Consider the following 26,971-nt stretch of genomic DNA (forward strand, 5'->3'; position numbering starts at 1 on the left):
CGATGGCGGGCTCCGGTTCCACACGCGGCAAACAGCAGCCGAAAAAGGGCGCGGGCGGCGAAGGCCTGTTCGACCGGGAACTGGCGGATATGCCGCCGGCGCTGCGCTGGCGCGAATGGATGCTGAGGGTCGAAGCGGTGATCTTCGCCTCGTCCGAGCCGGTGACGCGCGATGTTCTGGCGCGGGTCGTCGGCACGGACTGCAGCCTCGACCTGTTGATCGATGATCTGCGCGAGGAGCTGCGTGACCGTCCTTATGAGCTGGTCGCGGTCGCCGGCGGCTGGCAGCACCGTACGCGCCCCCGGTTTTCCGAGGCCATTCGCGCATCGGCCGCGCCGACCCGCGCACCCGCCGCAGCGCTTTCGGAATTCGAGTCCATGGTGCTGATGGCCATCGGCTATTTCCAGCCCGTCACCCGCAGCGCCCTGTCGGATATTTTCGGCCGCACGGTCAGCCGCGACACCATAGCGTCGCTGCGCAGCAGCGGCCTCATCGCCTCCGGCCCCCGCAGCCCGACACCCGGCGCGCCCTATACATACGTCACGACCAAGCAATTCCTCTCCGCCTTCGGCATGCAGACCCTGCGCGACCTGCCCGATATCGAGGCGATGGAAGAGGCGGGGTTGCTCAGCCGGGTCGCCGCGCAGGAAGCATTGCTTTCAGCCGAGGCGGAGAGTGAGGAGGAATGAGGCTGTTGCCGCAGAGTTCGCGCAACGCCTTGACCGTTTATAGCAACTGCCACCCCTGACCTGTCTTCGGTTGAAGGCGGCCTGAAACTGGGCAGTCATCAGCGAAACATGGGCTTCAAGCGGCGACATAATTCAGCATTGCCTTTGGGCAGCCTTGTATTAGCCATGATATCTCTTCCGGGTAGCGCATCAGGCAAAGATTGATGGAGAAACCACGTCAAACGTGCGGCGGGGCTTTTAGAAAAAGAAAGAACGGAGTCTCTGGGGGCGGTTCCGGCTGAGGGCGAAATGACACTCTAAGCTTTTTCGGTTCTGAGCGCTTGGTAAAGGGCGGTTTTGCCGATCTTGAGAAGGGCAGCGGCTTCCCGTACGTTGAGTCCGGCTGCCAGGTGCTGGCGGGCCTTGGCAAGCTTATCGGGTGTGACGACAGCCTGGCGGCCACCGCGCCGGCCACGTTCCCCCGCAGCCTTCAAGCCTGCGCGCGTCCTCTCTGTAACGAGATCGCGTTCAAACTGCGCCAGCGCTCCGAACAGGTGAAAAACCAACCGACCGCCGGATGTCGTCGTATCGATATTTTCGTTGATGGAGCGGAATCCAAGGTTCTTCGCTTCCAGTTCCGCGACGATCTCGATCAGGTGCTTCATCGACCTGCCGAGACGGTCAAGTTTCCAGACCGTGAGGGTGTCGCCGTCTCGCACATAGCTGACGGCATCAGCCAGTCCCGGCCTTTCTGTCTTCACCCCGGAGGCCTTCTTGTCTTCGAAGATCTTCTCACAACCTGCATTGAGCAGGGCGTCGAGCTGTAACGCGGTGTCCTGTTCGCCCGTAGAAACTCTTGCATAGCCGACTGCAGTCATGTGCCTGTGTTCGTTTTTCTGTTGATTACGGACAATTTCCGACTTTCCGTCAGATCACAAGCTTTACGGACAAAATCAGCGTGAACCGTCAAACGAGCCTTTGACGAACAGCAGGATCGAGTGCGACGGCGCGCTCACGCATCATCATAATTCAGCTTGCCGAGCGTGTTCGCCGTCGCCTGCCGCGCATCGATCAGCGCTTTTAGTTGCGCATTCAGCGTTGCATATTTTTCCGGCGTGATGTCGATTTCCGGCGGCGCCTTGCGTGCGGCGATGAGAATGCCGACACCAACGACGTGCTTGCCGGTCTCGAAAATCGCGGTGTCATTCGGCGCGGTGTCGGGCCCCCACACACTTTAAATATTTCAGAGACTTATCGTGTCGATCGGCGTCGAACCCCTATACCAATTTACACCTTTGGTGCTGGTTAATGCGTCAATCGCCGCTCGGAAGGGCATCTGGAAGAGAGACAGCGTTCTCAAGCCTGAGGTAGTCTCTATCAAAAACCCGACTAATCTGATAGGAAAAATCGCCAAAGAGGCCTCCATGAGAAAAATGTACCTTTCATGATCTCACAAAAAGCTCAATACGCCCTCCGTGCCCTGATTGCGCTCGCGCGGGCTGATCCTGGTGAGGCCTCTCTGATTTCGGATATCGCTGAGGCGCAGAATATCCCGAAAAAGTTTCTGGAGCAGATCCTGCTTGATCTGAAGCATCACGGTATCGTGCAAAGCCGTCGCGGCAAGATGGGCGGTTATCTGCTGCTCAAATCCGCAGAGGATATCACCTTCGGCGAGGTTTTGCGCATTGTCGACGGTCCGCTGGCACCGCTGCCCTGTCTGAGCAAGATCGCCTATCGCCGCTGCGAAGGCTGTGTGGATGAGGCGACGTGCGAAATCCGCGGCGTCTTTGCCCGCGTTGCGGATGCCACGCGCGCGGTGCTCGATACGGTGACCATCGCCGAGGCGATCAGCAATCCGGGAAATGAGGCTATTCCCAGGCTGGCATGAGGCTCAAGCTGTTGCGAATTCCATTGCGCTCTCATCACAGAGTTCACGTCTTTTTCTAACGAGCCAGCTGAAAATAGAAAACGGTTTTCGGTACGCACAATGCGAAGCTTCAGGGGGGAATCGTCCTTTCCCTTTGTTTTACCGAATTTTTTTGGGTGGCAGATGACTGTCTGTGGGGGCTGAATGCTGTTACTTGACAATCTCTACCTTGTAGATAGAGATTAAGGTCATTGGCAATGTAACAGGGAAAACGTCGATGACACGATACCGAAACATCAAGGCCGCTATCGGTTCCGCGCTCGTCATTGGAGCCACGGCACTCGCGCTGACCCTCCGGCTCGGGGCGCCGGCGGTAGCGGCCGACATCACGCTCCTCAACGTCAGCTATGATCCGACGCGGGAACTCTACCGGGCGTACAATCCGCTGTTTGCGGAACACTGGAAAGAGGTGTCGGGCGATGACGTGACCATCCAGATGTCGCATGGCGGCTCGGGCAAACAGGCCCGCTCCGTTATCGACGGTCTGGAAGCCGATGTTGTCACGCTGGCGCTCGAGGCCGACATCAACGCCATTGTCGAAAACACCGGCAAGATCTCCGAAAACTGGCGCGGCAGGCTTGAAAACAACAATGCCCCCTATACTTCGACCATCGTGTTTCTGGTCCGCAAGGGAAACCCGAAAAGCATCCAGGACTGGCCCGATCTCATCGGTGACGGCATTGAGGTGATCACCCCGAACCCGAAGACCTCGGGCGGCGCGCGCTGGAACTTTCTGGCCGCCTGGGGCTGGGCGGAGCAGGCGTTCGACGGCGATGAGGCTGCGGTTCGCGACTATGTCACAACCCTCTTCAACCATGTTCCCGTTCTCGATACCGGCGCGCGCGGTTCGACCACGACCTTCGTGCAGCGCGGCATCGGCGATGTCCTGCTGGCCTGGGAAAACGAGGCGTTTCTGGCGCTCGAGGAACTCGGTCCCGACCAGTTCGAAATCGTCGTGCCGTCCGTCTCGATCAAGGCAGAGCCTCCGGTCGCGCTTGTCGACGCCAATGCAGAGGCGAAGGGAACGACAGAGGTTGCGCGCGCCTATCTCGAATATCTCTACAGCGCCGATGGCCAGCGCATTGCGGCAAAGAATTACTACCGGCCCTTCAGTCCCGAACTTGCCGACCCGGCCGACCTCGAACGCTTTCCCGATCTGACCCTCGTAACTGTTGACGATTTCGGCGGCTGGAAGGAGGCTCAGCCCGCTCTCTTCGGCGATGGCGGCATCTTCGACCAGATCTATACGCCGGTGCAATGATATGACAACCACCATCGCGAACGGGCGCTGGTGGTTCCGCAAACCGAGCGTCATTCCCGGCTTCGGAGTGACGTTTGGTTTTGCGGTCTGCTACCTGACGCTGCTCATTCTCATTCCGCTTTCAGCGCTCGTCTGGCGATCGGCCGATCTCGGCTGGAATGCGTTCTGGTCGCTTGCCACAGATCCCCGAACCCTTTCCGCATTGAAGACCAGTTTCGGCAGTGCATTTATTGCGGCGCTCATCAACATGGTGTTCGGCCTGATCGTTGCCTGGGTACTGGTGCGTTATTCCTTTCCCGGCCGCCGCATCGTCGATGCCATCGTCGATCTGCCCTTTGCGCTGCCGACCGCTGTGGCCGGGATTTCGCTTGCCATGCTTTACGGTCCCAATGGCCCCATTGGCGGGGTTCTGGCCCAGGCCGGCATCAAGATTGCCTTCACGCCGGCGGGTATTGTCGTTGCACTTGTCTTCATCGGTCTGCCCTTTGTCGTGCGCACCGTTCAGCCCGTGCTGGAAGAAATCGACCGTGAGGTGGAGGAGGCCGCAGCAACGCTTGGCGCATCCCGGTTCAAAACGGTGTCGCGGGTTCTTCTGCCCGGCATGACGCCTGCCATCCTCACCGGCTTTGCGCTGGCTTTGGCAAGGGGCATTGGCGAATATGGATCGGTCATCTTCATCGCGGGCAATATTCCCTATGTCTCGGAAATCGCGCCGCTTCTGATCGTCATCCGGCTGGAAGAGTTCAATTATGCTGCCGCCACTGCCGTCGGCGCGATCATGCTGGCGATTTCCTTCGCCATGCTGCTGTTCATCAACGTCATCCAGGCGTGGAGCCGACGGAGGTTCGGACATGTCTGACACGAAAATGCCTCGCCAGTCCCCCGTCAGCGAAACGGCGCCGGCGCGGCGGATGCTGATTGCCGTAGCGCTGGTCTTTCTCGCCCTGTTCCTGTTCCTGCCGCTCGTCGCCGTCTTTGCCGAGGCGTTTCGCAACGGGGCAGGGGCCTGGCTTCAGGCCGTCGCCAATCCCGATGCGCTGGCGGCCGTGCGGTTGACACTTCTCGTTGCCGCGATTTCTGTCCCCCTCAATCTCGTCTTCGGCGTTGCCGCAGCCTGGGCGGTCGCCAAGTTCGAGTTTCGCAGCAAGGCGTTTTTCATAACGCTGATCGATCTGCCGTTTTCCGTCTCGCCGGTCATCTCCGGCCTTGTCTATGTCCTGCTTTTCGGCTCCGGCAGCCTGCTCGGGCCATGGTTCAAGAGCTATGGCATCGAGGTTCTCTTCGCCGTGCCAGGCATTGTGCTGGCGACGATGTTCGTCACCTTTCCCTTCGTCGCACGTGAACTCATTCCGGTGATGCAGGATCAGGGCACGGCGGACGAGGAAGCTGCACTTAGCCTCGGCGCCAGCGGCTGGCAGACCTTCCGGCGGGTGACGCTGCCCAACATCCGCTGGGGCCTGCTTTATGGCGTTCTGCTCTGCAATGCCCGTGCGATGGGCGAATTCGGCGCGGTTTCGGTGGTGTCCGGGCACATTCGCGGGCTGACCAACACCATGCCGCTGCATATCGAGATCCTCTACAACGAATATAATTTCGCCGCGGCCTTCGCCGTCGCGTCGCTTCTGGCGGGGCTTGCGCTCGTCACCCTCGTCCTCAAGTCAGCAATCGAACTGCGCTACGCCGATCAGCTCTCGGCGGTCCGTGGGCATTAAGCCGGAGATTAGCGACATGGAACTTAAAATCCAGAATGTTACCAAGGCCTTTGAGGGAAGCGCTGCCCTCAAAGATGTCTCCCTCGATATCCGCGCCGGCGAACTCATCGCGCTGCTCGGTCCCTCCGGCTCCGGCAAGACCACGCTTTTGAGGCTGATTGCCGGTCTCGAAACGCCGAGTTCGGGTCGCGTGCTTTTTGGTGATGAGGATGCCTCCCGCCATCCCGTGCAGAAACGGCAAGTCGGCTTCGTCTTCCAGCATTATGCGCTGTTCAGGCATATGACCGTGCTCGACAATATCGGCTTCGGCCTGAGCGTTCGCCCACGCGGAACGCGGCCGGCAAAGAGGGACATCGAAAACCGCGCCCGCGAACTGCTCGATCTCGTGCAACTTTCCGGTCTCGAGAAGCGCTATCCGGCGCAATTGTCCGGCGGTCAGCGTCAGCGCGTTGCGCTTGCCCGTGCCATGGCGATCGAACCGAAGGTTCTGCTGCTCGATGAACCTTTCGGCGCGCTCGATGCGCAGGTGCGCAAGGATTTGCGCCGCTGGCTTCGGCAGATTCACGACCAGACCGGCCACACCACCGTTTTCGTCACCCATGATCAGGAGGAGGCCCTCGAACTTGCTGACCGGGTCGTGGTGATGAGCAAGGGCGCAATCGAACAGGTCGGAACCCCGGATGAGGTATACGACCACCCGGTCGCTCCCTTCGTTCATGGTTTCATCGGCGAATCCTCCGATATTCCCGTGCGCATCGAAAACGGAAAAATATGGCTCGATGATCGCGCCACCGGTCTTGCCGCAGAAGGGACGGGGCCAGCGCGCCTGTTCTTCCGTCCGCATCAGGTGGAGATAGTCGATGGGTGCGGCGGATGCCTGGCGGGTACGGTTGTCGCCAGCCGCCGGGTTGGCGGTACGCGGCGGCTGGAGCTTGAACTCGGCGGCGCCCGGCACAGGGTCGAGATCGATGTACCGAGCGACCATCCCGCAGTGCAGCGCAGCGCGGTCTCCTTCCGCCCGAAGGTGTGGCGTATTTTTCCGGACGATCTGCGCGGCAATGAAGAGCCGGTTCTGCCGGTGGCGTCTGCCCATGGCTGATGCCGGTCCAGGGGGCGCAGATCCGCGATGGCGCGGGAGGTCATAACCGATGATGACGGCGAATGATCGTAGTGAGTCCGACGCAACCCGGCCACCGGGACCGGGTCTGATCGTTCGCCTGCTCATCATCGCCAGCACGGTCCCGTGGCGTAACGAAACGCGGCTTGTGGAACCGGTGCGCGGGCGGCTGCTGGCGCTGAAGGCAGCCGGATGGTCTGTGCGTCAGGCTTCTGCCCGGAATTTCCTGATCTGGCGCTCCGCCGTTTGCTCCTCGGCCATATCAGGGGTCATCGTCTTGCCATCGCGCCATATCGCGCTTGATCGCGACGAGCGTAGCGCGATTGCGATTGATATGCTCGCTGCGGCGGGAGCCATCGCCTCGACGTCGGAACTTGAAGGCGCGCTCGGCGGGGCGTTCCCTTTTGAAGGCTTTTATCGCAGCGGAATGGCGAAGGTGCAGCAGGCAATTGCCTATGGATGGGCGATCAGGACTGGAAGCCCTTGAAGGTTGCGGGAAAATCGGCCGCAAAAACTGCCTTCGCGAACCGCCTGTTTTATGATTTTGTATTTCAACGCATTCCTTTCCGGGAAGATAAAACGAAGTTGAATCTCGATCAGTCGCTTATCCTTATACTGCTGCTGGCGCTTCTGGCCGTTTTCGCGCTCGACCGGTTTCGTGTCGAACTGGTTGCGGCCTCCGGCCTTGCCGCCGGCGTTCTGCTCGGGCTCGTTCCATTCAACAAAGTCTTCTCCGGTCTTGCCAATCCCGCTGTCATTACCGTTCTCGAAATCCTTCTCATCGTTCAGGCGCTGCAAAACAGTCATCTGCTGGACCGCCTCTCGGGTATCTTGAGTGACAGATTCCGCTCGCCGCGAAGCCTTGTTGTCGCGATCTGCTTGATCGGGGCCTTGCTGTCGGCCTTCATGAACAATATCGGCGCCTTCGCACTGATGTTGCCGGTTGCGTTTTCGGTGGCGCGCAGTGCCGCTATCGATCCCCGGACGATGATCATGCCGCTGTCGTTCTCGACGCTGCTTGGCGGGCTGTGCACGGTTGTCGGCACGCCGCCCAACCTCATCGTCAGCGAAGCGCTTCATGCGTCCACCGGAAAGCCATTCGATTTCCTGGCTTTCGCGCCGACGGGGCTTGCGGTCACCGCTGCCGGCCTTGCCGTGCTTGCGGTCTGGGGACCGCGCGCGCTTGCTTTCGCGGCGCCGGAACGCGCACGCGACAGCCATCGCCGGACCGTAACCGAAGTTCTCGTGTCCAGCGATGGACACGCTCCCGCCACGATCCCACAGGCTGAAATCGCGCTCGGCGGTGTGGTCCACACCATCGTCAGAAGCGGAAAGAGGGTATTTCCGTTGCGCCCCGAAACGCGTCTTCATCCGGGAGACCGGCTGCTCGTGGAAGCTGATGAGAGCCTTCTGGCCGAAGGCCTATCTTCCGGCACTTTCACATCGGGTCGCTCATCCATGCGCGGACAGGGCGAGGCCCGCATACAGGCTGTGATACTGCCCAACAGCGTTATCGCCGGTTCTGCCGTCGGCAATATTATCGACTTTTCGGAGCGCGGGATTGCCGTTCTCGCCGTCTCGACCCAATCGCCGAGAGTGGAGGGCGGGCTCGATGACCTTCGGCTTTCCGTCGGTGACGTTCTCCATCTGGCCGGTGACCATGACGAGATCCACGATGCGATTGCCGATGCCGGCCTGGTCGAAGTCGCGGCTTTCAATCAGGTGGCCCCAAGTTCCCGCAGCGTCTGGCCGTTCCTGACATTTGCAGCCGGTATCGCCGTTGCTGCTTTTGGAGCCGCGCCGCCGGAGGTTGCCTATGGCGGTGTCGTCACTTGCCTGCTGCTTGGCCGGGCGCTCGACCTGCGCACCGCGCTGGCGCAACTGAACTGGCCGATCATCGTGCTTCTCGTAGCCATGCTGCCGCTGGGCGGGGCCGTGGCGGGCACCGGCGCGGCCACTACCATCGCCCATGGCCTGCTTCACGCGCTGCCGTGGTCCTCGCCCATGGTGTTGACGCTGGGAGTTCTCGTTCTGGCGGTCGCGATCACGCCTTTCGTCAACAATGCGACGACGGCGGTGGTGCTCGCGCCGATTGCCATCGAGCTTGCCGATGCCGCGGGCGTCTCTCCGGCGATGCTGTTGATGGCTGTCGCCATCGGTGCCTCCAGCGACTTTCTCACCCCCTTCGGCCACCACAACAACACGCTGGCCTATGCGCTCGGTCCTTACCGTTTCCGCGATTTCCCCCGGCTGGGCTGGCCGCTGACAATCACGACCGTGCTGATTGGCTCGGCTGTCTCTCTGCTTGTGTGGAGGATGCCCACATGAAAGGCGTCGAAAGCGGCGACTGCCTTCTCTATTTGTGTTTGTTTAAGCCCAGCCAGGCAACGCAGATCAAGGCGGCATGAGCGGACAAGCGTCTGGATTGATGCCTCGCAGCTAAGAATGCACGTTAACAAGACAACTGTCATGTTGGCCGCCAGGTTGGCGTGTATCGTCTGTGTTGTGTTGACAAAGCCAGGTGCAATGTACACGCGCCAAGCCTACGGCAGGCCTATCGCCTCGCGGCACACTGTCGTCGTCCTGCATCGGAAAACTTCGATGTCTTCATCGCTTCCACTCCTTCTCCCAACCGGGAAAATACAGCGGAAAACTCCAACATGAAGCGGTTCAGCTTTCAGGGGCAGGGCAAGCTGTTCGATCGCGCACAGGCGAACCAACGCTCATGAAGACCATCTTCCTCGATCAAAAGAGCATGATTTTTAGGCCTTGTATCTGACAAAAAACAATGACATTGTCACTAAACATTCATTTTGTGGTGATAAATGTCGTTTAAATTACATTTAAGCTGCTTCAAACACAAAGGAGAATACGGATGAAGAATTTTGCCTTCTGGACACTGGGCGCACTGACCGGAGCGTTGATTTCGAGTGCAGCCTATGCCGAGACAATCACGGTCTACACCTCCTATGAAGAAGACGAAGCGGCGGCCTTTCTTGAAAAAGCCAAGGAGGCTCTCCCCGATATCGATGTGAACCTGCTGCGGCTTTCCACCGGCGATCTTGCTGCCCGCATCATCGCGGAAAAGGCCAATCCCCAGCATGACGTGCTTTGGGGTTTTGCAATCACCTCCATGGTCAATCCGCAGATTGAGGAAACGCTGGAGGCCTATGAGCCGAAGGGCCTCGATACCGTTCCCGAACAGTTCCGCGATCCCGATAACAAGTGGTTTGCCGTCACCGGTTACATGGCCGCGTTCTGCGTCAACAACGAGCGCCTCGAGGCCGAGGGGCTGGAGATGCCGACCTCGTGGGCGGACCTGACCGATCCCGCATTTGCCGATGAAGTCGTCATGCCAAACCCGGCAAGCTCGGGCACCGGCTATATCCAGATCGATGCGCTTCTCCAGATGATGGGCGAAGACGAGGGCTGGAGCTTCCTGGATGAACTCGACAAGAATGTCGCGCAGTACATCAAGTCCGGTTCCCGTCCGTGCAATGTCGCTTCGATGGGCGAATACACCGTCGGCGCGTCCTACGCGATGCGCGCCATCAAGAACATCGAGGAAGGTTATCCGATCACCATGGTCGTGCCATCCGAGGGCGCGGGCAACGAGCTGGAAGGCAATGCGCTGGTCGCTTCCTCCGAGCACAAGGATGCGGCAAAACGCTTCCTCGACTGGACGCTCAGCCCCGAGGCTGCCACCGCCTATTACGACTGGAAGACGATCGTGACGGTTCCCGGCGGCGATGTGCCGGAGCGTTTCATCTCCGCAGGCCTGCCTGAGGATGTCCCGGCCGCCCTGTTTCCGGTCGACTTCCGCGCCGCGGCTGAAGACCGCACGGAGATCGTCAATGCCTGGCAGGAGCGCTACGAGCGCTAGAACAGGCCAGCTGGCAAGACAGCCGGCGGGCGTTGATGCCCGCCGGCGCTTTCAGATTTTCAATGCGCCTGGATAGATTCCGTCCCCCGTTTTCCCGGGCGTGCTCAACTGAAAAAAACATCAGGAGAAGTCGCGCGATGGACCTTTCGATCCGCAATCTTGTCAAGCGCTTCGACAGGCTGACAGCTCTCGACAATGTCACGCTCGATGTCGCGCATGGAAGTTTTGTCTGTTTTCTCGGCCCGTCGGGCTGCGGAAAGACCACGCTGCTGCGCGTTATCGCAGGGCTGGAGGATGCCAATGAAGGCACCATTCAGCTCGGTGGCGAGGACCTGACGGCAGTGCCCACGCGGGCGCGCAATTTCGGCGTCGTGTTCCAGTCCTACTCCCTGTTTCCCAACATGAGTGCCGCGCGCAATGTCGGCTACGGGCTTGAATGCCGGCGCTGGGACAAGACAAAGATCGGCGCCCGCGTCGATGAAATGCTCGATCTGGTTCACCTTGCCGACCACCGTGCCAAGCTGCCGGCGCAGATGTCGGGCGGGCAACAGCAGCGCATCGCGCTGGCGCGCGCGCTTGCCCCCGATCCTTCGCTGCTTCTGCTCGACGAACCACTTTCCGCGCTTGATGCCAAGGTCCGCGAGGATCTGCGCGTGGAAATCCGAAGCCTGCAGCAGCGGCTCAACCTGACCACGATCATGGTGACCCACGATCAGGAGGAAGCGCTGGCGATGGCGGATGTCATCGTCGTCATGAACAAGGGTGCGATTGAACAGATCGGTTCCCCGCGCGCGCTTTATGCCGATCCGAAAACCGCCTTCGTTGCCGATTTCATCGGCCGCATGAATATTTTGAGGCTGGATGAAAGCGATCGCGGGAATCCGAGCTTCGGCGGCGTTGCGCTCAAGGTCGCGAATATTGAAAACGCCGCAAATGATGCCAGGGCGCTTGGCGTGCGGCCGGAAATGATTTCCCTGAGCGATGCCGGAGCCGGCGGTGAGAACACGTTGCCGGCAACCGTCAGCGGCATCACCTATCTCGGCAATATCACCCGTATCGAAGCCGTGAGCGATGCGCAGCCGGATACACCCATCACGGTTGAATTGCATGGAGCCAGCGCAGTGCCGAAACCGGGAGAGCGTCTCGGCCTTGTCATCCCCGCCGAAGCCTTGAGGGTGCTCGCATGAGCAACCCCGCACAGTCCACAAGCCGTCCCGCGCGCGGCACGGATATCGCCGATCGCGCCAGCATCTGGGCGATGACGCTGTTCGTTGCCGTCCTCCTCGTCATCTTCCTGCTGTTGCCGCTGCTGGGCATCCTGTTGCGCAGCCTGGAGACCCCCGACGGTCTTGGTCTCGGCAATTTCGTCTCCACCTTTTCTGCGGTGCGTTTCTGGCAGCTTGTCGGCGACAGTATTCTGGTGTCGCTGACCTCAACGGCAATCGTGGTGATGGTGGCCTATGGCTACGCCTATGCGCTTCAGCGCGCGATCATCCCCGGCAAATGGCTACTGCGGATTGTGGTGCTGGTGCCGCTGTTCGCGCCGTCTCTGGTGCAGGCGCAGGGCCTCATCCTGCTTCTGGGGCGCAACGGCATTCTCAACCGCTATCTCGGCTTCGATCTGGATATCTACGGTTTCTGGGGCGTGGCGATCGCCAATGCGCTTTATGCGTTTCCCTATGCCTTCCTGATCCTGTCGGCGGCATTGGCGGTGGCGGATGCCCGGATCTACGAGAGCGCTGAAGCGCTTGGCGCCGGTCCATTGCGCATTTTCCGCGACGTGACGCTGCCCGCCACCCGTTACGGGCTGGCAGCCACGCTGTTCATCGTGTTCATGCTGGCGATTACCGATTTCGGCAATCCGATGGTGATCGGTGGCGATTTCAATGTGCTGGCGACGGAAGTCTACAATCAGGTTATCGGTCAGGCCCAGTTCGGTCTCGGCGCGGTCATCGGCGTGGCACTTCTGGTGCCCGCGATGCTTGCCAAGCTGATCGAAAAACGGCTGACGGCGCGCCAGCACGCGCTTGTCACCGAGCAGTCGCGTCCCCTGACGCCGAGACCTTCGGCGCGACGTGACCTGTTTTTCTCACTCTATGCCTATCTGGTCGCGGGTCTCGTTCTGTCCGTCGTCGCCATCGTCGTCTTCGCCAGTTTCGTGCATCTGTGGCCCTATAATATGAGCTTCACGCTGCGCCATTACCGCTTCGATGTTCAAAACGGGACAGAACCGCTCTGGAACAGTGTTTTTGTCGCTTTTGCAACTGCCATTGTCGGCATCATCGTCACCGGTCTCGGCGCGATTGTCGTGCACAAGTTCAAGACCGCGCTCACGGGACCGCTGTCTTTCCTGGCGATCCTGCCGGCGGCGGTGCCCGGCATCGTCATCGGGCTTGGCTATATTCTGGTCTTCAATGCCCCCTCCAATCCGTTCAATTTTCTCTACGGCACCTTTGCGCTGATCGTCATTCTCGAGGTCTATTATAACCACGCCCATGCCTTCCTGATTTCATCGACCAGCCTGAAGCAGATCGGCGCGACATTCGATGAGGCCTCGACGACGCTCGGCGGCACCTCGATGACAACCTTGCGCAAGGTCACTTTGCCACTCATCTGGCCGACCCTTCTGGGCGTGGGCGTGTTCTATTTCATGCGCTCCATGGTCTCGCTTTCGGCGGTGATCTTTCTCGTCACGCCCTCGACCCAGCTTGCCTCCGTATCGGTCCTGCAATTGTCCGACCGCGGCGCGATCAATCAGGCCGCAGCCTTTTCGGTGTGCATCATGGGGATCGTGGTGGCCTGCCTGATCGTCGTGCGCGCGCTGATGTGGCTGGCCGGTGTCAGAAACGTAAATCTCATTCGATAAGAGCGGAAAACGCCATGCCTTCATCCCCCATCAAGGCCATCCTTTTCGACAAGGATGGCACCCTTCTCGATTACCAGCGCACCTGGGCGCCGCTCAACCGCGCGGCAGCCGATCTTGCCGCAGGCGGTGATCCGGCGCTTGCCGCGCATTTTCTGCGCGTCGGCGGCATGGACCCTGAAAGTGGGCAGACCGCGTCCAACAGCCTGTTGGCGGCGGGAAACACAGATGAAATTGCAAGGGCCTGGATCGATGCCGGCGCGCGTTTCAGTGTCAGCGAGCTGACCGAAGCGCTCGATACGCTGTTTACCGCTGCCGTTTCCGATGCCGTGCCGGTGACCAATCTGGTCAGGCTTTTCCGGGATCTGCATGAACGCGGTTTCCGGCTGGGGATCGCCAGCAGCGATAGCCAGTCGGCAATCGAGGGGCTGGTGAAACGCCTGTCGCTGACGCCGTGGATTGATTTCATTGCCGGTTATGACAGCGGCTACGGTGTCAAGCCGGAACCGGGTATGTTGCTGGCGTTCTGCGAGGCGATGGGCGTCGCGCCATCGCAAGCCGCTGTCATTGGCGATAATCCGCATGACATGAACATGGCGATCTCGGGGGGCGCGGGCCTCAAGGTCGGCGTTTTGACGGGAACGGGAACGCGTGAGGCATTACAGCCGCTTTGCGATATCTGCCTTCCCGGAATCCAGATGCTCGCTACCGACGTATTCGAAGGTGACCCGGTTTCCAAGCCATGAAACGGACAGGACGAAGCCGGATGAAGACGCGCTTCGCATGCGCGTCAGCAAACGATCTCGACGCCGTTTTCATCGAGAAGACGGCGGATTTCGCCTTCCGGCATCTGGTCGGTGACAAGGGTGTTTATATTGGAAATCGTGCCGAGCCGCACCATGGCGCGCTTGCCGAACTTGCTGCTGTCGACCGCCAGAACCGTGCGGCCCGATTGCGCCATTGCCGCCGTCGCCACCACGCTTTCGGCATGATCGTCATCGCAAAGATCGCCGTCATTATCGATGCCGCTCACCGAAATAATCGCGCTGTCAAACTTGAAGTTGCGGATGAATTCGGGGGTCTCTTCCTGAAAGATGCCGCCATGGATCGGGCGGACGAAGCCGCCGGGAACGGCCAGCGTGAAATTGGTGTTCTCGTTCAGGATCGTTGCCACCCGCAGGCTGTAGGTCAGAACCCGCAAATGATTGCGGCGCGACAGCGCGCGGGCGATCGCCTCGCAGGTGGTTCCGGAATCGATGAAGATCGACGCGCCATCGGGAATAAGTTCGGCGACCAGTTCGCCGATGCGCTGCTTTTGCGCGGAATTGTCGACGCGACGACGCCGGTAGACGGTTTCCTCCAGAGGGCCGACAAGAACCGCGCCCCCGTGCAGCCGGCGCACGCGACCGGCTTTTTCAAGCGCCAGAATATCACGCCGGGCCGTCTGCGTGGTGACCGTGAAAAACTCCGAGATCTCTTCCACGGAGATATAGAAGTTCTTTTCCATCAGGCGCAATATCGACGACTGACGGCTTTCCTTCTTTCGTTCCTCGCCGGTTTTTTCCACGTCCCCACCACCTTCGAGCACCAATTTCGATTCCGTGTCCCCTTTTTGAAACACCGGGCGCGGCTACGCAAGAAATCTATAAAAATGTTGTAAATATGACATATAATGGGGTTATGTGTCGCTTTGGAAACATGTTAGCCTGACGACGTAAATCAAAATTTCATAGCATTCCGATTACGAAAGGAATTACCGATGAATGGTATCATTCAGCGGCTGGGAAGCCGCGCGCAGATTTCAGGGAAGATGCTCGGTCTTCTCAGTGGCGTTTCCCTGCTGGCTGTGAGTGCTGTTCCGGCCCAGGCCGAGGACAATGCGCTGCGCATCATCTCGCTCAACACATGGGGAGCGTCGACGCTGGTTCCCGAAGCAGCCGAACTGCTGTCATCAGGCAATTACGATTTCATCACCATTCAGGAATACCGCAACAGCTATGGCGCCGACATCCAGGACAAGATGTCCGACCGTGGCGCTGGCGACTATGCGCTCCATTCAAAGGGCGATACCGGCATGGCATGGCGTGACAAGGACATCATCTCCCTGAGTGATGATGATGAGCCGGTTCATGTGGTTGTCGGCGGCGAAAACGGCCGGCCGCAGACGATCATCGCCACGGAACACCTCGATTACCGCGAGGATCCCTTTCTTCATCGCATCCGCGAAGCCCATGAACTGAACGACTGGGCCGCCGACAAGGCCAGCCCCATCATCATGACCGGGGACTTCAACGCGGGTGACGTTGCCGAACGCGGTCTGCTGGAGGTGGTGCAGCAGGAATTCCTGATGCAGCGCGCGAGAGAGACCGGCAATGCGGACTACAAGACCTGGGCGCTGCAATATGTCGCGCGCAATCATGCGATCGGTTCGGACAAATATGCCGCCGCCGAAGCCTATATCGACGGCGCGTCGGACACCGCGCCGGATAATCTGTTTACCGACGAGACCTATCCCGTTGCGGGCAACACGCCCTACACGATGAACCTTCTGAAGAAGCAATATCAGATCCTGCAGAACCCCGAGGATCGCGAACGCTTCGCGCCGCACAAGCTGGCCGATGGCAGCACGACATGGCCGAGCGTCGGGGAAGATGACGAAGCCTTCAAATGGCCGTCCTGGGGCCGCACCCAGATCGACCATTTCATCGTCTCCCGGCCTTATGCAAAATGGTGGGAATTGACCGATGCGGCGGATGATCCCTATGTCGGCGGCGTTCTCGATCAGGACCTCAGCACGACGGCAGGCGGCACAGCACTTTCCGACCACGAACCTCTTGCCCATGAAATCCGCTGGAAAGGCCCCGGCGTCGAGGAAATCGGTGACGGCAGCGGCAAGGTCCGGCTGGTGTTCGACGCGCAAACGAGCGATTCCGCCGAGCGTGCCGGCGAATTCCGGCTGTCGCGCAACAACCACCGCACGGATGTCTATCTCGGCCAGCTTTCCGATGACAATGGCCGGCCGATCTATGCGCAGAGGCCCGAGGTCACCGAGGACCGGCTCGGCTTCCTGCTGGCCAATGCGGTTTACGATCGGCATGATCCCGAAGCCTTCCAGGACGAACTCGGCCTTTACGTGCCTGCCGATCAGCAGGCAATTTATGCCGATTACCTCGATCGGCTGACAGACACGTCCAATCCGGAATTCTTCCGCAATGTCCTTCAAGACTATTTTGATGCACATCGCGACGAATTCCCCGGCATTGGCGGCATCAGCGACATGAGCTGGCAGCAATGGGGCGATATCCTCATGGATTATGTCGATGAGGACCTCGCCTTTGAGACCAAGCCTGAAAATCCGGCCTGGGATGAGCTTGTGGCGACGCTCGGCCTTGATGATCCCGCTACGCGCGCTGCTCTCAGCGCGCAAACCGGGCTCGATTTCGAAAACGATCCCTTCGCCCCCCTCAAGTTGGCGCTCGATTGCGCCGACGCGCAGCATCTTTCGCTTCAGGGCGCCCGCGCGATGTGCGTGGACGATCACGAACGCTTCCGCGATATCGTCGTTACCGCCGGCAAGACCGTCGCCATCGACGAAGGCGCAGCCCTTGGTTCCGCCGATGGCCTGATCACGCTGGATAATGGCGGCATCCGCACCGCCGGACCGGACGATGACTGGGCAAAGTGGACCGGTCCTGTCACCGAGATCGACAAGGCCATCCGTTTCGACGGCAAGGGCTGGATCGATATTTCTCATCCGACGGTTCCCGTTACGGCGCTGAAGGCTTTCTCCGGCGAAGGCACGTTTGAAAAGCGCGGCCTCGGCACCCTGCTGCTGACCGCCGACAGTTCCGGTTTCGCCGGCAACACGCTCGTCAACCAGGGCACGCTTCTGGTGGGTGACGAAAATGGCGAGGGCGCGCTGGGCGGCAGCATGACCGTCAATGACGGCGGTATTCTGGGCGGTTCCGGCACGGTCGGCTCCGGCGCGGGGTCGCAGGTCGCGATCGCTTCGGGCGGTACACTGTCGCCGGGCAATTCCATCGGAACGCTGACGATCGACGGCGATCTTTCCTTTGCCGCCGGATCGACCTTTGCAGTCGAAGTGGACCCGGAAGCTGGCCGCAGCGATGCCGTGACCGTGACCGGAAAGGCCTCGCTTGGCGGCGGAACACTGGCGCATATCGGGTTTGACGGGATCTACGATCCGCGCTCGACCTACACCATCCTTTCGGCCGCCGAAATGGAAGGCGCGTTTGAAAGCGTCACCTCCGACTTCGCGTTCCTGACGCCCGATCTTCTCTATGATTACGACGCGGGAGAAATCGACCTGAAGCTGCAACGCAATGACCGGGACTTTGCATCGCTGGCGCAAACCGGAAATCAGGCAGCGGTTGCCGAAAGCATCGAGGCGATCGGCTTTACCGCCGGAAACGCGCTCTACGATGCGATTGTCCTGCTGCCGGAGGATGATGATTTCATTCGGGCGAGCTTCGATCAGCTTTCCGGCGAGATCCATGCTTCGGTAAAAACGGCGCTGATCGAGGAAAGCGGCATTGTTCGCGGCGCTCAGTCCGATCGCCTTCGCGCTGCTTTCGGCACGGTTGGCGCCTCCACCGCGCCGGTGCTGGCCTATGGGCCTGACGGGGTTAACCTTGCGGCCGCCGATCAGGCGGATGGCATTGCCGCATGGGGCAGCGCCTTCGGGTCGTGGAACAGCTTCGACGGCAACGCCAATGCCGCCGGCATGGACAGTGCGACGGGTGGCCTGCTTGTCGGCGCGGACATTCCGGTTCTCGAAAACTGGCGGGTCGGTGCAATGGCCGGTTACAGCCATTCGAGCTTCGACAGCGACGCGCACGCCGCCTCGGGTTCAAGCGACAACTATTCGCTCGGCCTCTATGCCGGTTCGCAATGGGGCGGGCTCGGCTTCCGCTCGGGCCTTGCCTATACGTGGCATCAGATCGACACGGATCGCTCGGTGTTCATCCCCGGCCTGTCGAATGCGCTCGACAGCAGCTATGACGCTGGCACCTTCCAGGCGTTCGGAGAACTTGGCTACCAGTTCGATCTCTCCGGCGCCGCGCTCGAGCCGTTCGCCAATCTCGCCTATGTCAACCTGGATAGCGACGGCTACAACGAGACCGGCGGCGCTGCGGCGCTGAGCGGCGCCGGTGGCAGCTCCGACACCACCTTCACCACCGTGGGCCTTCGCGTCTCCTCCGACTTCATGGTGGGCGCGACGCGGGCCAAGGCAAGCGGGATGATCGGCTGGCGTCATGCTTTCGGCGACACTACGCCGTTCGCCACGCAGTCCTTTGCGGGTTCATCGCCGTTCACCATCACCGGCGTCGCCGTTGCCGAGGACGCCGCCGTGGTCGAAACCGGTCTCGATTTCGACCTGTCGGCCACCACCACCATTGGCGTCTCCTACCAGGGTCAGTTCGGCGACGACGTCAGCTATAACGGCGTCAATGCCAGACTTCAGGTGAAATTCTGAGACTGAAACGGCCATTGCCGGGCGGGAACGATCCCGCCCGGTGAAGCTGATCATCGCTACAACCTATCCGAAATGACTGCAGCAACCTTGTCGACTTATGTTTGAAGCGCTTCTCCCTCAAAGTCTATGGTTAACAGGGCATTAGCGTGGCAGTTGGTATCTTCTGGGATGTGCACGAGGTCGAATTGGTCCCCCGGACCAGGATATCGATGCCGTCGGAAACGCAAGCGCCCTACTGTGGAGCAACGGGCAGATCAGCTTTCGCTTTACACTTCAAACTGGGAGTCGGACAGCTTTTGGAAAAACGTTACACCTCAATAGAAACTTTTGGGCCCTGAGTCTCAATTGAGGTGTAACGTTATGCTGGCTATGCGAATGCGGCCTTTTTCCAAAGCTGGCTTCTAGGATTCAATGTTTTCGTCAGTGACTCGTTCTGTGCCATCCTGGATCGCTTCGATTGCAAGTTCGTTCAGTATCCCGAATAAACGCGTAGTTATCAATGCCCCTCTCATCCAGCCAAGCCATCTTGTCGTAAACCGCGTGCAGGAGGCAAAGGCCAATTGATGTTCTCGACGGGGCTTCCAATGACAAATGGAAACCGCGACCATTCTGGTGCAAACATCGATGGCAATTGTCAGCACTGGCCGTCCGATGGGCTGACGATACTGTTCATCGACAACGATGACAATCGACGATTGTGTGGTCGACCTGCCAAAGGGCGTTTGGTCTGTGGCAACAGATAACTGGCCAGGATTTGGCTTTGATGCAGCTTCGATCGATCTCTCGTTCCCGCGCTTGCAGGCCGCGGAAATCGGGATCAGTTCAGAAACTCTTCGCTGTGCTGTCCTACGGGCCGGAGCAGACAGGCTCTCTGCAAGGCAGGCTTCCCGGATTCGTCGTAATAGTGCAGCAAAGCTCGGCCTTTCCTTCTTGAGCAAGAAGTCATCCACTTGTTCGACGATAACCCGCTCCGTTCTCGGATTCAGACGGGGCACGCCTTCCTGCGTCCCTCGTTTTCTAGGTTTGAGGCTTGAGGTGCGCTGCGTTTTCTAAACCGCGCAACGATCCGGAATAACGTTGAGCGCGGGATACCATATTCTTCACGTGCCTCTGCGACCACCTCAGCAGTTATCGTTCCACCGCTATGGCGCAAAAGATCTCGAAGGAATTCTTGTGGACCGTCGTCCCCAGTGTCTTGGCCGTTTTCGGGGTCTTCGAAGGATGAAATCATACACCGACATTACGGTCGATCGACCGGTCGACCAATCCCAATTTAAGTGTAAAAATAGCCCTCTGGAGTCTCATTTGAAGTGAAAGGCGTTACACTTCAGTCTCACGCAAATCCTTGAAAACGCTCAAGGCGCGAGTCCCGGTTTCAAAGGCAACTCGACAATCAGGGCGCGTGGTCCATGGGTGCTGTTTCTGCCGCGCTATTCACCGGACCTGAACCCCATTGAGAAAGCGTTCTCCAAGTTCAAGGCGCTTCTCAGAAAGGCAAAGGCGCGAACCTATGACGACCTGTGGAGAGCGGTCGGCCACGTTTGCAAGCTGTTCACCCCACAGGAATGCTGGAATTACTTCAAATCAACAGCATGCGTTGCAGAATAAACGCCCGATGCTCGAGCTGCCGGGAACAGGAGATATCATGACGTGACGACCGCGCTGGAATTGTCCCAGCAGTTCGACGTGCACGCCAACCAGATCATGCAATGGAAGGATCAGCTCCTTGAGAGGGTGACCTGCGTTTTGGCGCTGAAACCAAGGCGGAACCGGCGGGGCCAACTGTCGATCTAAAAAGGCCTTCATGCCAGGATCGGCGAGCTGATGCTGGAGAACGATTTTTAGCCGGAGCGCTCGGCAAGGCGGGATTGCTGGGGGATAAGAAAAGATCGACCGTTCACACAAACTGTCGGTCACCTGTCTGACTCCGGAGCAGGCTTACTTCAACGCGGTGGCACCAATGATGGTGGCAGCATAATCGAGGCGGAAATCCACCTAGAAAAACATTCGAAACTGTTCAGACAAACCGAGCCACTTCATTGCGGATCGATCGACTCCTGTTCACTGACGAGTGCCTTGCGTTTGGCGGAGTTTCCGGGCTCCGGTTGCGCAGGCCCGTCGAAAACCACGGCCTTTTTCGGGCGGGTGTCGACCGACAGGCTGAAGACGTCGGGGCGGGCGTAGTGGCCGGCGACGTCGAGGTCGTATTTGCCTTTGGCGATCAGGCTCCGGTCGAGGTCCGCCAGTTTGATTGTCTCGCCGGTAAAATCGGGTTCGACCAGCACATTGCCGAGGGGATCGATAATGCACGAGCCGCCGCGGATCAGGACGGTGTCGGGATCATCGCCCTGAATAGGAAAATAACCCGCCGGCCCGTCGCTGCGTTTGAAATACTGGCAGGCCGAGATGACGAAGCAGCGACCCTCGATGGCAATCGTGCGCATGGTCGGCAGCCATGTGTCGCGATCGTCCACGGTGGGTGCGCAATAAAGTTCGACACCCTGCGCATACATCGCCATGCGCAACAGCGGCATATAGTTTTCCCAGCAGATGACGCTGCCGATGCGGCCGATAGCCGTTTCGGCAACGCCAATGGTCGAACCGTCGCCAAAGCCCCAGACAAGCCGTTCCAGCGCCGTCGGCATCAGCTTGCGGTGTTTCGAAACGAGATCACCTGAGGGAGCATAGGTGAGCGAGCTGCAATAAAGCGTGCCGCCATCGCGTTCGATCACGCCGACGATAAGATGAATGCCGTTGTCGCGCGCGATTTCACCGAGGCGGGCGGCCTCCGGGCCGGGAACGTCAATGGCGCTTTCATAATAGCGGCGGAAATCGCCGCGACCCTCCGGGCTGCGGATCCCCAGACGGGCGCCGAAATCGAGCCCCTTGGGATAGCCGCCGACGAAGGCCTCCGGCAAAACGACCAGATCCGCCCCCTGTGGTGCTGCTTCACGGACAAGCCCTTCCAGCTTGGTCATCGTCTTCGCGGTATCGAACAGGACCGGCCCGGCCTGTACCACGGCGGCGCGGATCGTCTGGTGGGGCTGGCGGTTGTTCAGGAAATCGGACAAGGGTTTCATCTCCGGATGCGCGTTGGAAAACAGACTGGCAAGCGCTGCAGCATCGTCAGGGTGGTCAGCAGATACCGGCGTCTGTCAGCCGGCGTCTTCTTCCAGAAAGCGTTCCGCAAGCCGCGCCCAAAGCGCTGCCCCGACAGTGAGACTTTCGTCGGCAAAGTCAAATTTCGAACTGTGCAGGACAGCAGAATCGACGCCGTTGCCGAGACGGACGAAACAGCCGGGACGGAACTCCAGATAGTGGGAAAAATCCTCGCTGCCGGGGATCAGGTTGCAGGTGCCGACATTGTCCTCGCCGACAAGTTCCTCCGCGACGGAGCGGGCGAGGGCGGTCGGTTCTGCAGCATTGAAGACCACCGGATGCCCGCGCTGGTAATCCACTTCCGCGACGGCGCCGTGGGCCGCGGCGACAGACGTAATCATCTGCTTTATTCGGGTCTCGAGGTTTGCCCGGACATCCTCGTCGAAAGAGCGGACGGTGATGGCAAAACGCGCCGTTTCCGGAATGACGTTGACGGCCTCACCCGCATGGATCGTGCCGACGGTCACCACGGCGGTCTGGGTGGGATCAGTGAACCGGGAGACGACCATCTGCAGGGCGACGACCATGTGGCACGCGGTCACCAGCGGATCGACGGTCAGATGCGGGCGCGAAGCATGACCGCCGCGTCCTTTCACCAGAACCTCGATCGTATCGGCGGCCGCCATGAGCGGGCCTTCGCGGAAGAGAAGCTGGCCTTCCGGGGCGCCGGGATGATTATGCAGCCCGAAGATCATGTCGAAGGGAAACCGCTCCAGCAGGCCGTCCTCGATCATCTTCTGCGCGCCGCTGGTGGTGCCGGCCTCTTCGGCTGGCTGGAAAATCAGCGTCAACGTGCCGTCGAAGCGGCGGGTGCGGGCGAGATATTCGGCGGCCCCCAGCAGGATCGTCGTATGGCCGTCATGGCCGCAGGCGTGCATCACGCCGTCATTGGCGCTGGCGTGGTCAAGCCCGGTCTCCTCGCGGATGGGCAGCGCATCCATATCGGCCCGGACGGCGATGCCGCGCTTGCCCGTGCCATTCGACAGGACCGCAACGACGCCGTATCCGCCGACATTCTCGGTGACGTCGTAGCCCCAGGATTTCAGCTTGTCGGCGACGAAACGCGCCGTCTTTTCCTCCTTGTGGGAAAGCTCGGGATTCTGGTGAAGATAATGGCGGATGGCCGTTAGTTCTTCCTTCCTGTCGTCAAAATCGGCAAGACGGGCTTTGGTGTTGTCATGAAGCATGACCTGTTCCTTCGGATATCTTGGATGAGACCGGCTGCGCGCGGCCTGACATGCGATCTGCCGGCAGACCTTTCGGGCATTGCCGGCAGCGGGATCACAGAAAGCGGGAGAGGAAAGCGCGGGTGCGTTCGTGCTGCGGGTTGTCGATCACCGCATCCGGCGGCCCCATTTCGACAATGTTGCCGCCATCCATGAACACCACCCGGTCGGCGGCCTCGCGGGCAAAGCCGATCTCGTGGGTGACGACGATCATGGTGAGGCCACGTTTGGCGAGATCGCGCATCGTGTTCAAAACCTCGCCGACAAGTTCCGGATCGAGCGCCGATGTCGGTTCGTCGAACAGCATCAGCTTCGGCCGGATCGCCAGCGCCCTGGCAATGGCGACGCGCTGCTGCTGACCGCCGGAAAGCTGGGCCGGATAATTGTCCGCCTTGTCGGAAAGCCCGACGCGCTCCAGAAGCTGGCGCGCATGGGCAATCGCATCGCTGCGTTTCTCGCCATGAACGCCGACCGGCGCCTCGATGAGGTTCTGCAGCACGGTCATATGCGGATAGAGGTTGAACTGCTGGAAGACCATGCCGATCTTGCGGCGCTGGCGGGCAATCGCATTGCCGGAAAGCCGGACCAGCCGGTCGCCCTTCCGGGCGTAACCCATCTGCTCGCCATCGACGATCACCGCGCCGCGCTGGATCGCTTCGAGATGGTTGATACAGCGCAGGAAGGTCGATTTTCCCGAACCCGACGGGCCGAGGATGACGACGACCTCGCCCGGCATGATGTCGAGGTCGATGCCCTTCAGCACGTCCAGATGGTCGAAGGATTTGTGAACGTTGCGTGCGCATACGAGAGGCTGGCTGTCATTGGTAACGGTCAATGGCTTGCCTCCTCTGCCAGTTCTTCTTCCTGCGGCCGGGTCAGTTTGCGGCTGCCGCGGCTGCGGTCGCCACGGCTGTAATAGCGTTCGATATAGCCCTGTCCGACATTGAGGATCGATGTGATGAACAGATACCAGATGACGGCGACAAGCAGCATCGGCACAATTTCAAAGGTGCGGTTGTAGATCGACTGCACCGAATAAAGCAGGTCGGCCATGGCGATGACACTGACAAGCGAGGTGGCCTTGATCATGCTGATCAGCTGGTTGCCTGTGGGCGGCACGATTGAGCGCATGGCCTGGGGAATGATGATCCGCCACAGCGCGCGGCCGTGCTTCATGCCGAAGGCGGCGGCGGTTTCGCTCTGCCCCTTGTCGACGGAGAGCAGGCCGCCGCGGATGATTTCCGCCATATAGGCGGCTTCGTTGAGGGCAAGCCCGGCAATCGCCGCCGTCAGCGGCGAGATTACCGAATTGGTGTCCCAGCTCGCCAGCGTCGGCCCGAAGGGGATGGTGATCGAAAGTTCCGGAAACAGCGTCGACATGTTGTACCAGAAGATCAGCTGGACAAGCAGCGGCGTGCCGCGGAAGAACCAGATGTAAAGCCCGGCGATCGAACCCGTCAGCCGATCGCTGGAAAGCCGCATCACCGCAAGGACAAGCCCGAGAATGACGCCGATCACCATCGAAACGACGGTCAGGCCGAGGCTGACATAGAGGCCGCTCAGAACGATGGGATTGAACAGATATTCGCCGATGACCGGCCAGCCGAAATTCTCGTTATGGGCGATGATCCAGATGAAATCGACGACGACAATCGCCGCGATGATCCAGGCCAGAACGCGCCCCAGCGGGAATGGACTGGAAGCATCGGCAACGTCGATGAAATCCGCGTCGCCCGAAGGCGACGCGCTGCTGTTCTCCGATACGCTCATTTCGGAAGGTTTCCGCCGAGGTTGATGGCGGTCTTGTCGAGCATGTTGTTCTCCAGACCCCATTTCTTCATGACGGTGGCATAGGTGCCGTTATCGATCAGGATCTGAATGCCGTCCTTCAGGATGCCGGCCATTTCCGAACCCTTGGGCACGACAGCGCCCTGATAGAGATCGTTGAAGCCGTTCTTCTGGCCGACGCCGGAAAGCTCAAGCTGGCCGTTGGCCTGCGACACGAAATAGGTCAACGGTGCCTGCGAGGAGAAGAAGGCATCGGCGCGCTTCGAACGGACGGCCAGGATGGAGCTCGGCTGGTCGGTATAGGACTGGACGTCGACTTCGGCCTTGCCATCGGCCACGCATTTTTCCGATGCGGCCTTGATCACGCGTTCGGCCGAACCGCCGGCCATCACGGCAATGCGGGTTCCGCAGGTCGTATCGAGGGAGGTAATGCCCTCGGGATTGCCCTTCTGTACGACGAAAACGACATATTCCTGAACCCAGTCGACAAAATCGTTTGCCTCTTCGCGGCTGGCGAAGTCACCGATCGGCCCGAAGGCGAACTGGTAGCGGCCGGAGTTCACGCCGGACAGGAGCGCAGGCAGGCCGCCGACGGTTGCATGATTAATCTCAACGCCGAGAATCTGGCCCAGCGCATGGGTCAGGTCGGCGCTGGCACCATCCATCTGGGTTCCGGTGACGATCTCATAGGGCGGGAAGGAACCGTTGTTTACCGACGTCATCTTGCCGGCGTCGAGAATGTCGGCGGGCAGGCGGGCGCGCAGCGCGTCGTTCTGTTCCTGCTGCGGAATGGCGATGTCTTCGGCAAGGGCGTGCCCGGCAATGGCGATGCCGAGGGCGGCAGTGGCAATGGTCAACAGTTTCATGAATTCGTTCCCTTCTTGTTGGTTGGCATGTTGAGTTGGCTGGTTCATGTGAAGCGTGGAAACAGGTCTTCCGGCGACAGAAGGCGCGGCAGGATTTTCTGTTCGTAAAGCTCGCGGGCGAAATCGGCGATCATGGTCCGGTTGGCGGCAAGGCCGTTCTCCTGCCAGTCATCCGGCAGCGCCATGGCGGAGCGGCGCAGTTCGTCGAGCATGAACGGCGTCGTATCGGCATATTTGCGGCGCTTGGCGGTCCACATCCGGCCGCTTTCCTCGATCATCCGGCTGAGTTCTTCCGGTAGCCACGGATTGGCATCGATGATGTCCGCCTTCACGGCAATAAGATGCATGCCCGGCACATAGCCGACATCGCGGAAATAACGGGTCTCGGCCGCGACGAAGTCCTCGACAACCTGACGGAAGGGCGATGTCCCTTCGAAAAATCCGGAGGGCATGAACGGCGTGAACACGGCATCGAGAAAACCGTCCTCGAGAAGTTCGGTCATCGGCCGCTCGTCCGGGCAGGCCTCGATCAGACCGGGACGGCCAAACCCGTCGAGACGGTCGGTGATCGGATGTTCGGCCGTCAGGCGGCCGGCAAACCAGCGGGCATCCTCGATTTCCACGCCCTCGCGGCGGAGCGCGGCGCGCGTCCAGCTATTGCCGGAATCGCGCCAGCCGGTGACGCCGATGTTTTTGCCCTTCAGGTCGGCAAGGCTTTTCAGCGGGCTTTTCCGGGTCGTGATGATGCAGCGGTGGCGAAAACCGCGCATGATGAAGGCGGGGATGCCGACAATGTCATCACGGCCGTCATGAATGATCTGCGTATAGCGGCTGAAAGATTGTTCCGCCGCGTCGAATGTTTCACTTTTTCCCAGATCGCCGATCAGGGTACCGACGCGTTCGATTTCCAGCGAAACCCGGTCCGAGCGCACATCCTTCAGGATCAGTGGCGTGATGTAGTCCCAATCGCGTAGCGCTATGCGCAGTTTCAGTGTCATTGCCTG

General features: G+C 60.0%; 23 protein-coding genes and 2 pseudogenes. 15 read left to right on the top strand and 10 right to left on the bottom strand.

What is annotated here, in order from left to right:
* Positions 1-2 precede the first annotated feature (2 nt).
* A complete protein-coding gene (locus tag ACHZCU_RS21680) occupies positions 3-689 on the top strand; it encodes an SMC-Scp complex subunit ScpB (RefSeq protein WP_319520693.1) in 687 nt (228 codons plus the stop codon).
* Positions 690-985: 296 nt separating this feature from the next.
* Here ACHZCU_RS21680 and ACHZCU_RS21685 read toward each other — a convergent pair whose 3' ends face one another.
* A complete protein-coding gene (locus ACHZCU_RS21685) occupies positions 986-1,546 on the bottom strand; it encodes a recombinase family protein (protein WP_319520694.1) in 561 nt (186 codons plus the stop codon).
* A gap of 134 nt (positions 1,547-1,680) precedes the next feature.
* On the bottom strand, positions 1,681-1,899 hold the full coding sequence (locus ACHZCU_RS21690; RefSeq protein WP_319520695.1) for a hypothetical protein: 219 nt from the start codon (positions 1,897-1,899) through the stop codon (positions 1,681-1,683).
* A 213-nt stretch (positions 1,900-2,112) separates the two neighbouring features.
* Here ACHZCU_RS21690 and ACHZCU_RS21695 point away from each other — a divergent pair, with 213 nt between their 5' ends.
* From ACHZCU_RS21695 to ACHZCU_RS21745, 11 genes are all read left to right on the top strand, one after another.
* Positions 2,113-2,556 (top strand): Rrf2 family transcriptional regulator, encoded by a 444-nt coding sequence (locus tag ACHZCU_RS21695; RefSeq protein WP_319520696.1) that lies wholly within the window; start codon positions 2,113-2,115, stop codon positions 2,554-2,556.
* Between the two features lie 256 nt (positions 2,557-2,812).
* Entirely contained in the window at positions 2,813-3,856 is a 1,044-nt protein-coding gene (locus tag ACHZCU_RS21700) for a sulfate ABC transporter substrate-binding protein (protein WP_319520697.1), read from the top strand.
* A 1-nt stretch (position 3,857) separates the two neighbouring features.
* Positions 3,858-4,715, top strand: coding sequence for a sulfate ABC transporter permease subunit CysT (gene cysT / locus ACHZCU_RS21705; protein ID WP_319520698.1), 858 nt, complete (start codon positions 3,858-3,860; stop codon positions 4,713-4,715).
* Positions 4,708-5,568: a sulfate ABC transporter permease subunit CysW gene (cysW, locus tag ACHZCU_RS21710; RefSeq protein WP_319520699.1), complete on the top strand. Its 861-nt coding sequence runs from the start codon at positions 4,708-4,710 to the stop codon at positions 5,566-5,568. The genes cysT and cysW overlap by 8 nt, the downstream gene beginning before the upstream one ends.
* A gap of 16 nt (positions 5,569-5,584) precedes the next feature.
* Complete coding sequence (locus tag ACHZCU_RS21715; RefSeq protein ID WP_319520700.1) at positions 5,585-6,667, top strand: sulfate/molybdate ABC transporter ATP-binding protein; 1,083 nt, start codon at positions 5,585-5,587, stop codon at positions 6,665-6,667.
* A 49-nt stretch (positions 6,668-6,716) separates the two neighbouring features.
* Positions 6,717-7,172 carry a hypothetical protein gene (locus tag ACHZCU_RS21720; RefSeq protein WP_319520701.1) on the top strand — a complete coding sequence of 152 codons (456 nt, stop codon included), beginning with the start codon at positions 6,717-6,719 and terminating at the stop codon, positions 7,170-7,172.
* Positions 7,145-9,013, top strand: coding sequence for an SLC13 family permease (locus ACHZCU_RS21725; RefSeq protein ID WP_319520702.1), 1,869 nt, complete (start codon positions 7,145-7,147; stop codon positions 9,011-9,013). Before ACHZCU_RS21720 ends, ACHZCU_RS21725 begins: the two co-directional genes overlap by 28 nt.
* Positions 9,014-9,560: 547 nt before the next feature.
* Positions 9,561-10,568, top strand: a complete 1,008-nt coding sequence (locus tag ACHZCU_RS21730; protein WP_319520703.1) for an ABC transporter substrate-binding protein — start codon at positions 9,561-9,563, stop codon at positions 10,566-10,568.
* Positions 10,569-10,705: 137 nt separating this feature from the next.
* Complete coding sequence (locus tag ACHZCU_RS21735; protein ID WP_319520704.1) at positions 10,706-11,755, top strand: ATP-binding cassette domain-containing protein; 1,050 nt, start codon at positions 10,706-10,708, stop codon at positions 11,753-11,755.
* On the top strand, positions 11,752-13,434 hold the full coding sequence (locus ACHZCU_RS21740; RefSeq protein WP_319520705.1) for an ABC transporter permease subunit: 1,683 nt from the start codon (positions 11,752-11,754) through the stop codon (positions 13,432-13,434). Before ACHZCU_RS21735 ends, ACHZCU_RS21740 begins: the two co-directional genes overlap by 4 nt.
* A 14-nt stretch (positions 13,435-13,448) precedes the next feature.
* The gene (locus ACHZCU_RS21745) at positions 13,449-14,177 is read left to right on the top strand and encodes an HAD family hydrolase (RefSeq protein ID WP_319520706.1); all 729 of its coding nucleotides are present in this window, start codon (positions 13,449-13,451) and stop codon (positions 14,175-14,177) included.
* Positions 14,178-14,221: 44 nt separating this feature from the next.
* Here ACHZCU_RS21745 and ACHZCU_RS21750 read toward each other — a convergent pair whose 3' ends face one another.
* Positions 14,222-14,998 (bottom strand): DeoR/GlpR family DNA-binding transcription regulator, encoded by a 777-nt coding sequence (locus ACHZCU_RS21750; RefSeq protein WP_183487863.1) that lies wholly within the window; start codon positions 14,996-14,998, stop codon positions 14,222-14,224.
* Between the two features lie 192 nt (positions 14,999-15,190).
* Here ACHZCU_RS21750 and ACHZCU_RS21755 point away from each other — a divergent pair, with 192 nt between their 5' ends.
* The gene (locus tag ACHZCU_RS21755) at positions 15,191-18,928 is read left to right on the top strand and encodes an autotransporter domain-containing protein (RefSeq protein ID WP_319520707.1); all 3,738 of its coding nucleotides are present in this window, start codon (positions 15,191-15,193) and stop codon (positions 18,926-18,928) included.
* Positions 18,929-19,329: 401 nt separating this feature from the next.
* Here the strand turns inward: ACHZCU_RS21755 and ACHZCU_RS21760 are convergent, their stop codons facing one another.
* On the bottom strand, positions 19,330-19,866 hold the full coding sequence (locus ACHZCU_RS21760) for a hypothetical protein (RefSeq protein ID WP_394706173.1): 537 nt from the start codon (positions 19,864-19,866) through the stop codon (positions 19,330-19,332).
* Between the two features lie 472 nt (positions 19,867-20,338).
* Here ACHZCU_RS21760 and ACHZCU_RS21765 point away from each other — a divergent pair.
* Both ACHZCU_RS21765 and ACHZCU_RS21770 read left to right on the top strand, forming a co-directional pair.
* Positions 20,339-20,536, top strand: a pseudogene (locus tag ACHZCU_RS21765) (transposase); the annotation flags it as partial.
* Between the two features lie 48 nt (positions 20,537-20,584).
* Positions 20,585-20,807 (top strand): annotated as a pseudogene (locus ACHZCU_RS21770) (IS3 family transposase); the annotation flags it as partial.
* Positions 20,808-20,964: 157 nt separating this feature from the next.
* Here the strand turns inward: ACHZCU_RS21770 and ACHZCU_RS21775 are convergent.
* From ACHZCU_RS21775 to ACHZCU_RS21800, 6 genes are all read right to left on the bottom strand, one after another.
* Complete coding sequence (locus tag ACHZCU_RS21775) at positions 20,965-21,999, bottom strand: carbon-nitrogen hydrolase family protein (RefSeq protein WP_394706174.1); 1,035 nt, start codon at positions 21,997-21,999, stop codon at positions 20,965-20,967.
* 84 nt (positions 22,000-22,083) lie between these two features.
* Positions 22,084-23,274, bottom strand: coding sequence for a M20 aminoacylase family protein (locus tag ACHZCU_RS21780; protein ID WP_319520709.1), 1,191 nt, complete (start codon positions 23,272-23,274; stop codon positions 22,084-22,086).
* Positions 23,275-23,368: 94 nt separating this feature from the next.
* A complete protein-coding gene (locus ACHZCU_RS21785; RefSeq protein ID WP_319520710.1) occupies positions 23,369-24,148 on the bottom strand; it encodes an amino acid ABC transporter ATP-binding protein in 780 nt (259 codons plus the stop codon).
* The gene (locus tag ACHZCU_RS21790; protein WP_319520711.1) at positions 24,145-25,083 is read right to left on the bottom strand and encodes an amino acid ABC transporter permease; all 939 of its coding nucleotides are present in this window, start codon (positions 25,081-25,083) and stop codon (positions 24,145-24,147) included. The genes ACHZCU_RS21785 and ACHZCU_RS21790 overlap by 4 nt, the downstream gene beginning before the upstream one ends.
* The gene (locus ACHZCU_RS21795) at positions 25,080-25,967 is read right to left on the bottom strand and encodes an ABC transporter substrate-binding protein (protein WP_319520712.1); all 888 of its coding nucleotides are present in this window, start codon (positions 25,965-25,967) and stop codon (positions 25,080-25,082) included. Before ACHZCU_RS21795 ends, ACHZCU_RS21790 begins: the two co-directional genes overlap by 4 nt.
* Positions 25,968-26,011: 44 nt before the next feature.
* Positions 26,012-26,965, bottom strand: coding sequence for a nitrate ABC transporter substrate-binding protein (locus ACHZCU_RS21800; protein WP_319520713.1), 954 nt, complete (start codon positions 26,963-26,965; stop codon positions 26,012-26,014).
* Positions 26,966-26,971 lie beyond the last annotated feature (6 nt).

This window comes from uncultured Martelella sp., from assembly GCF_963677965.2.
Classification (GTDB): domain Bacteria; phylum Pseudomonadota; class Alphaproteobacteria; order Rhizobiales; family Rhizobiaceae; genus Martelella; species Martelella mangrovi.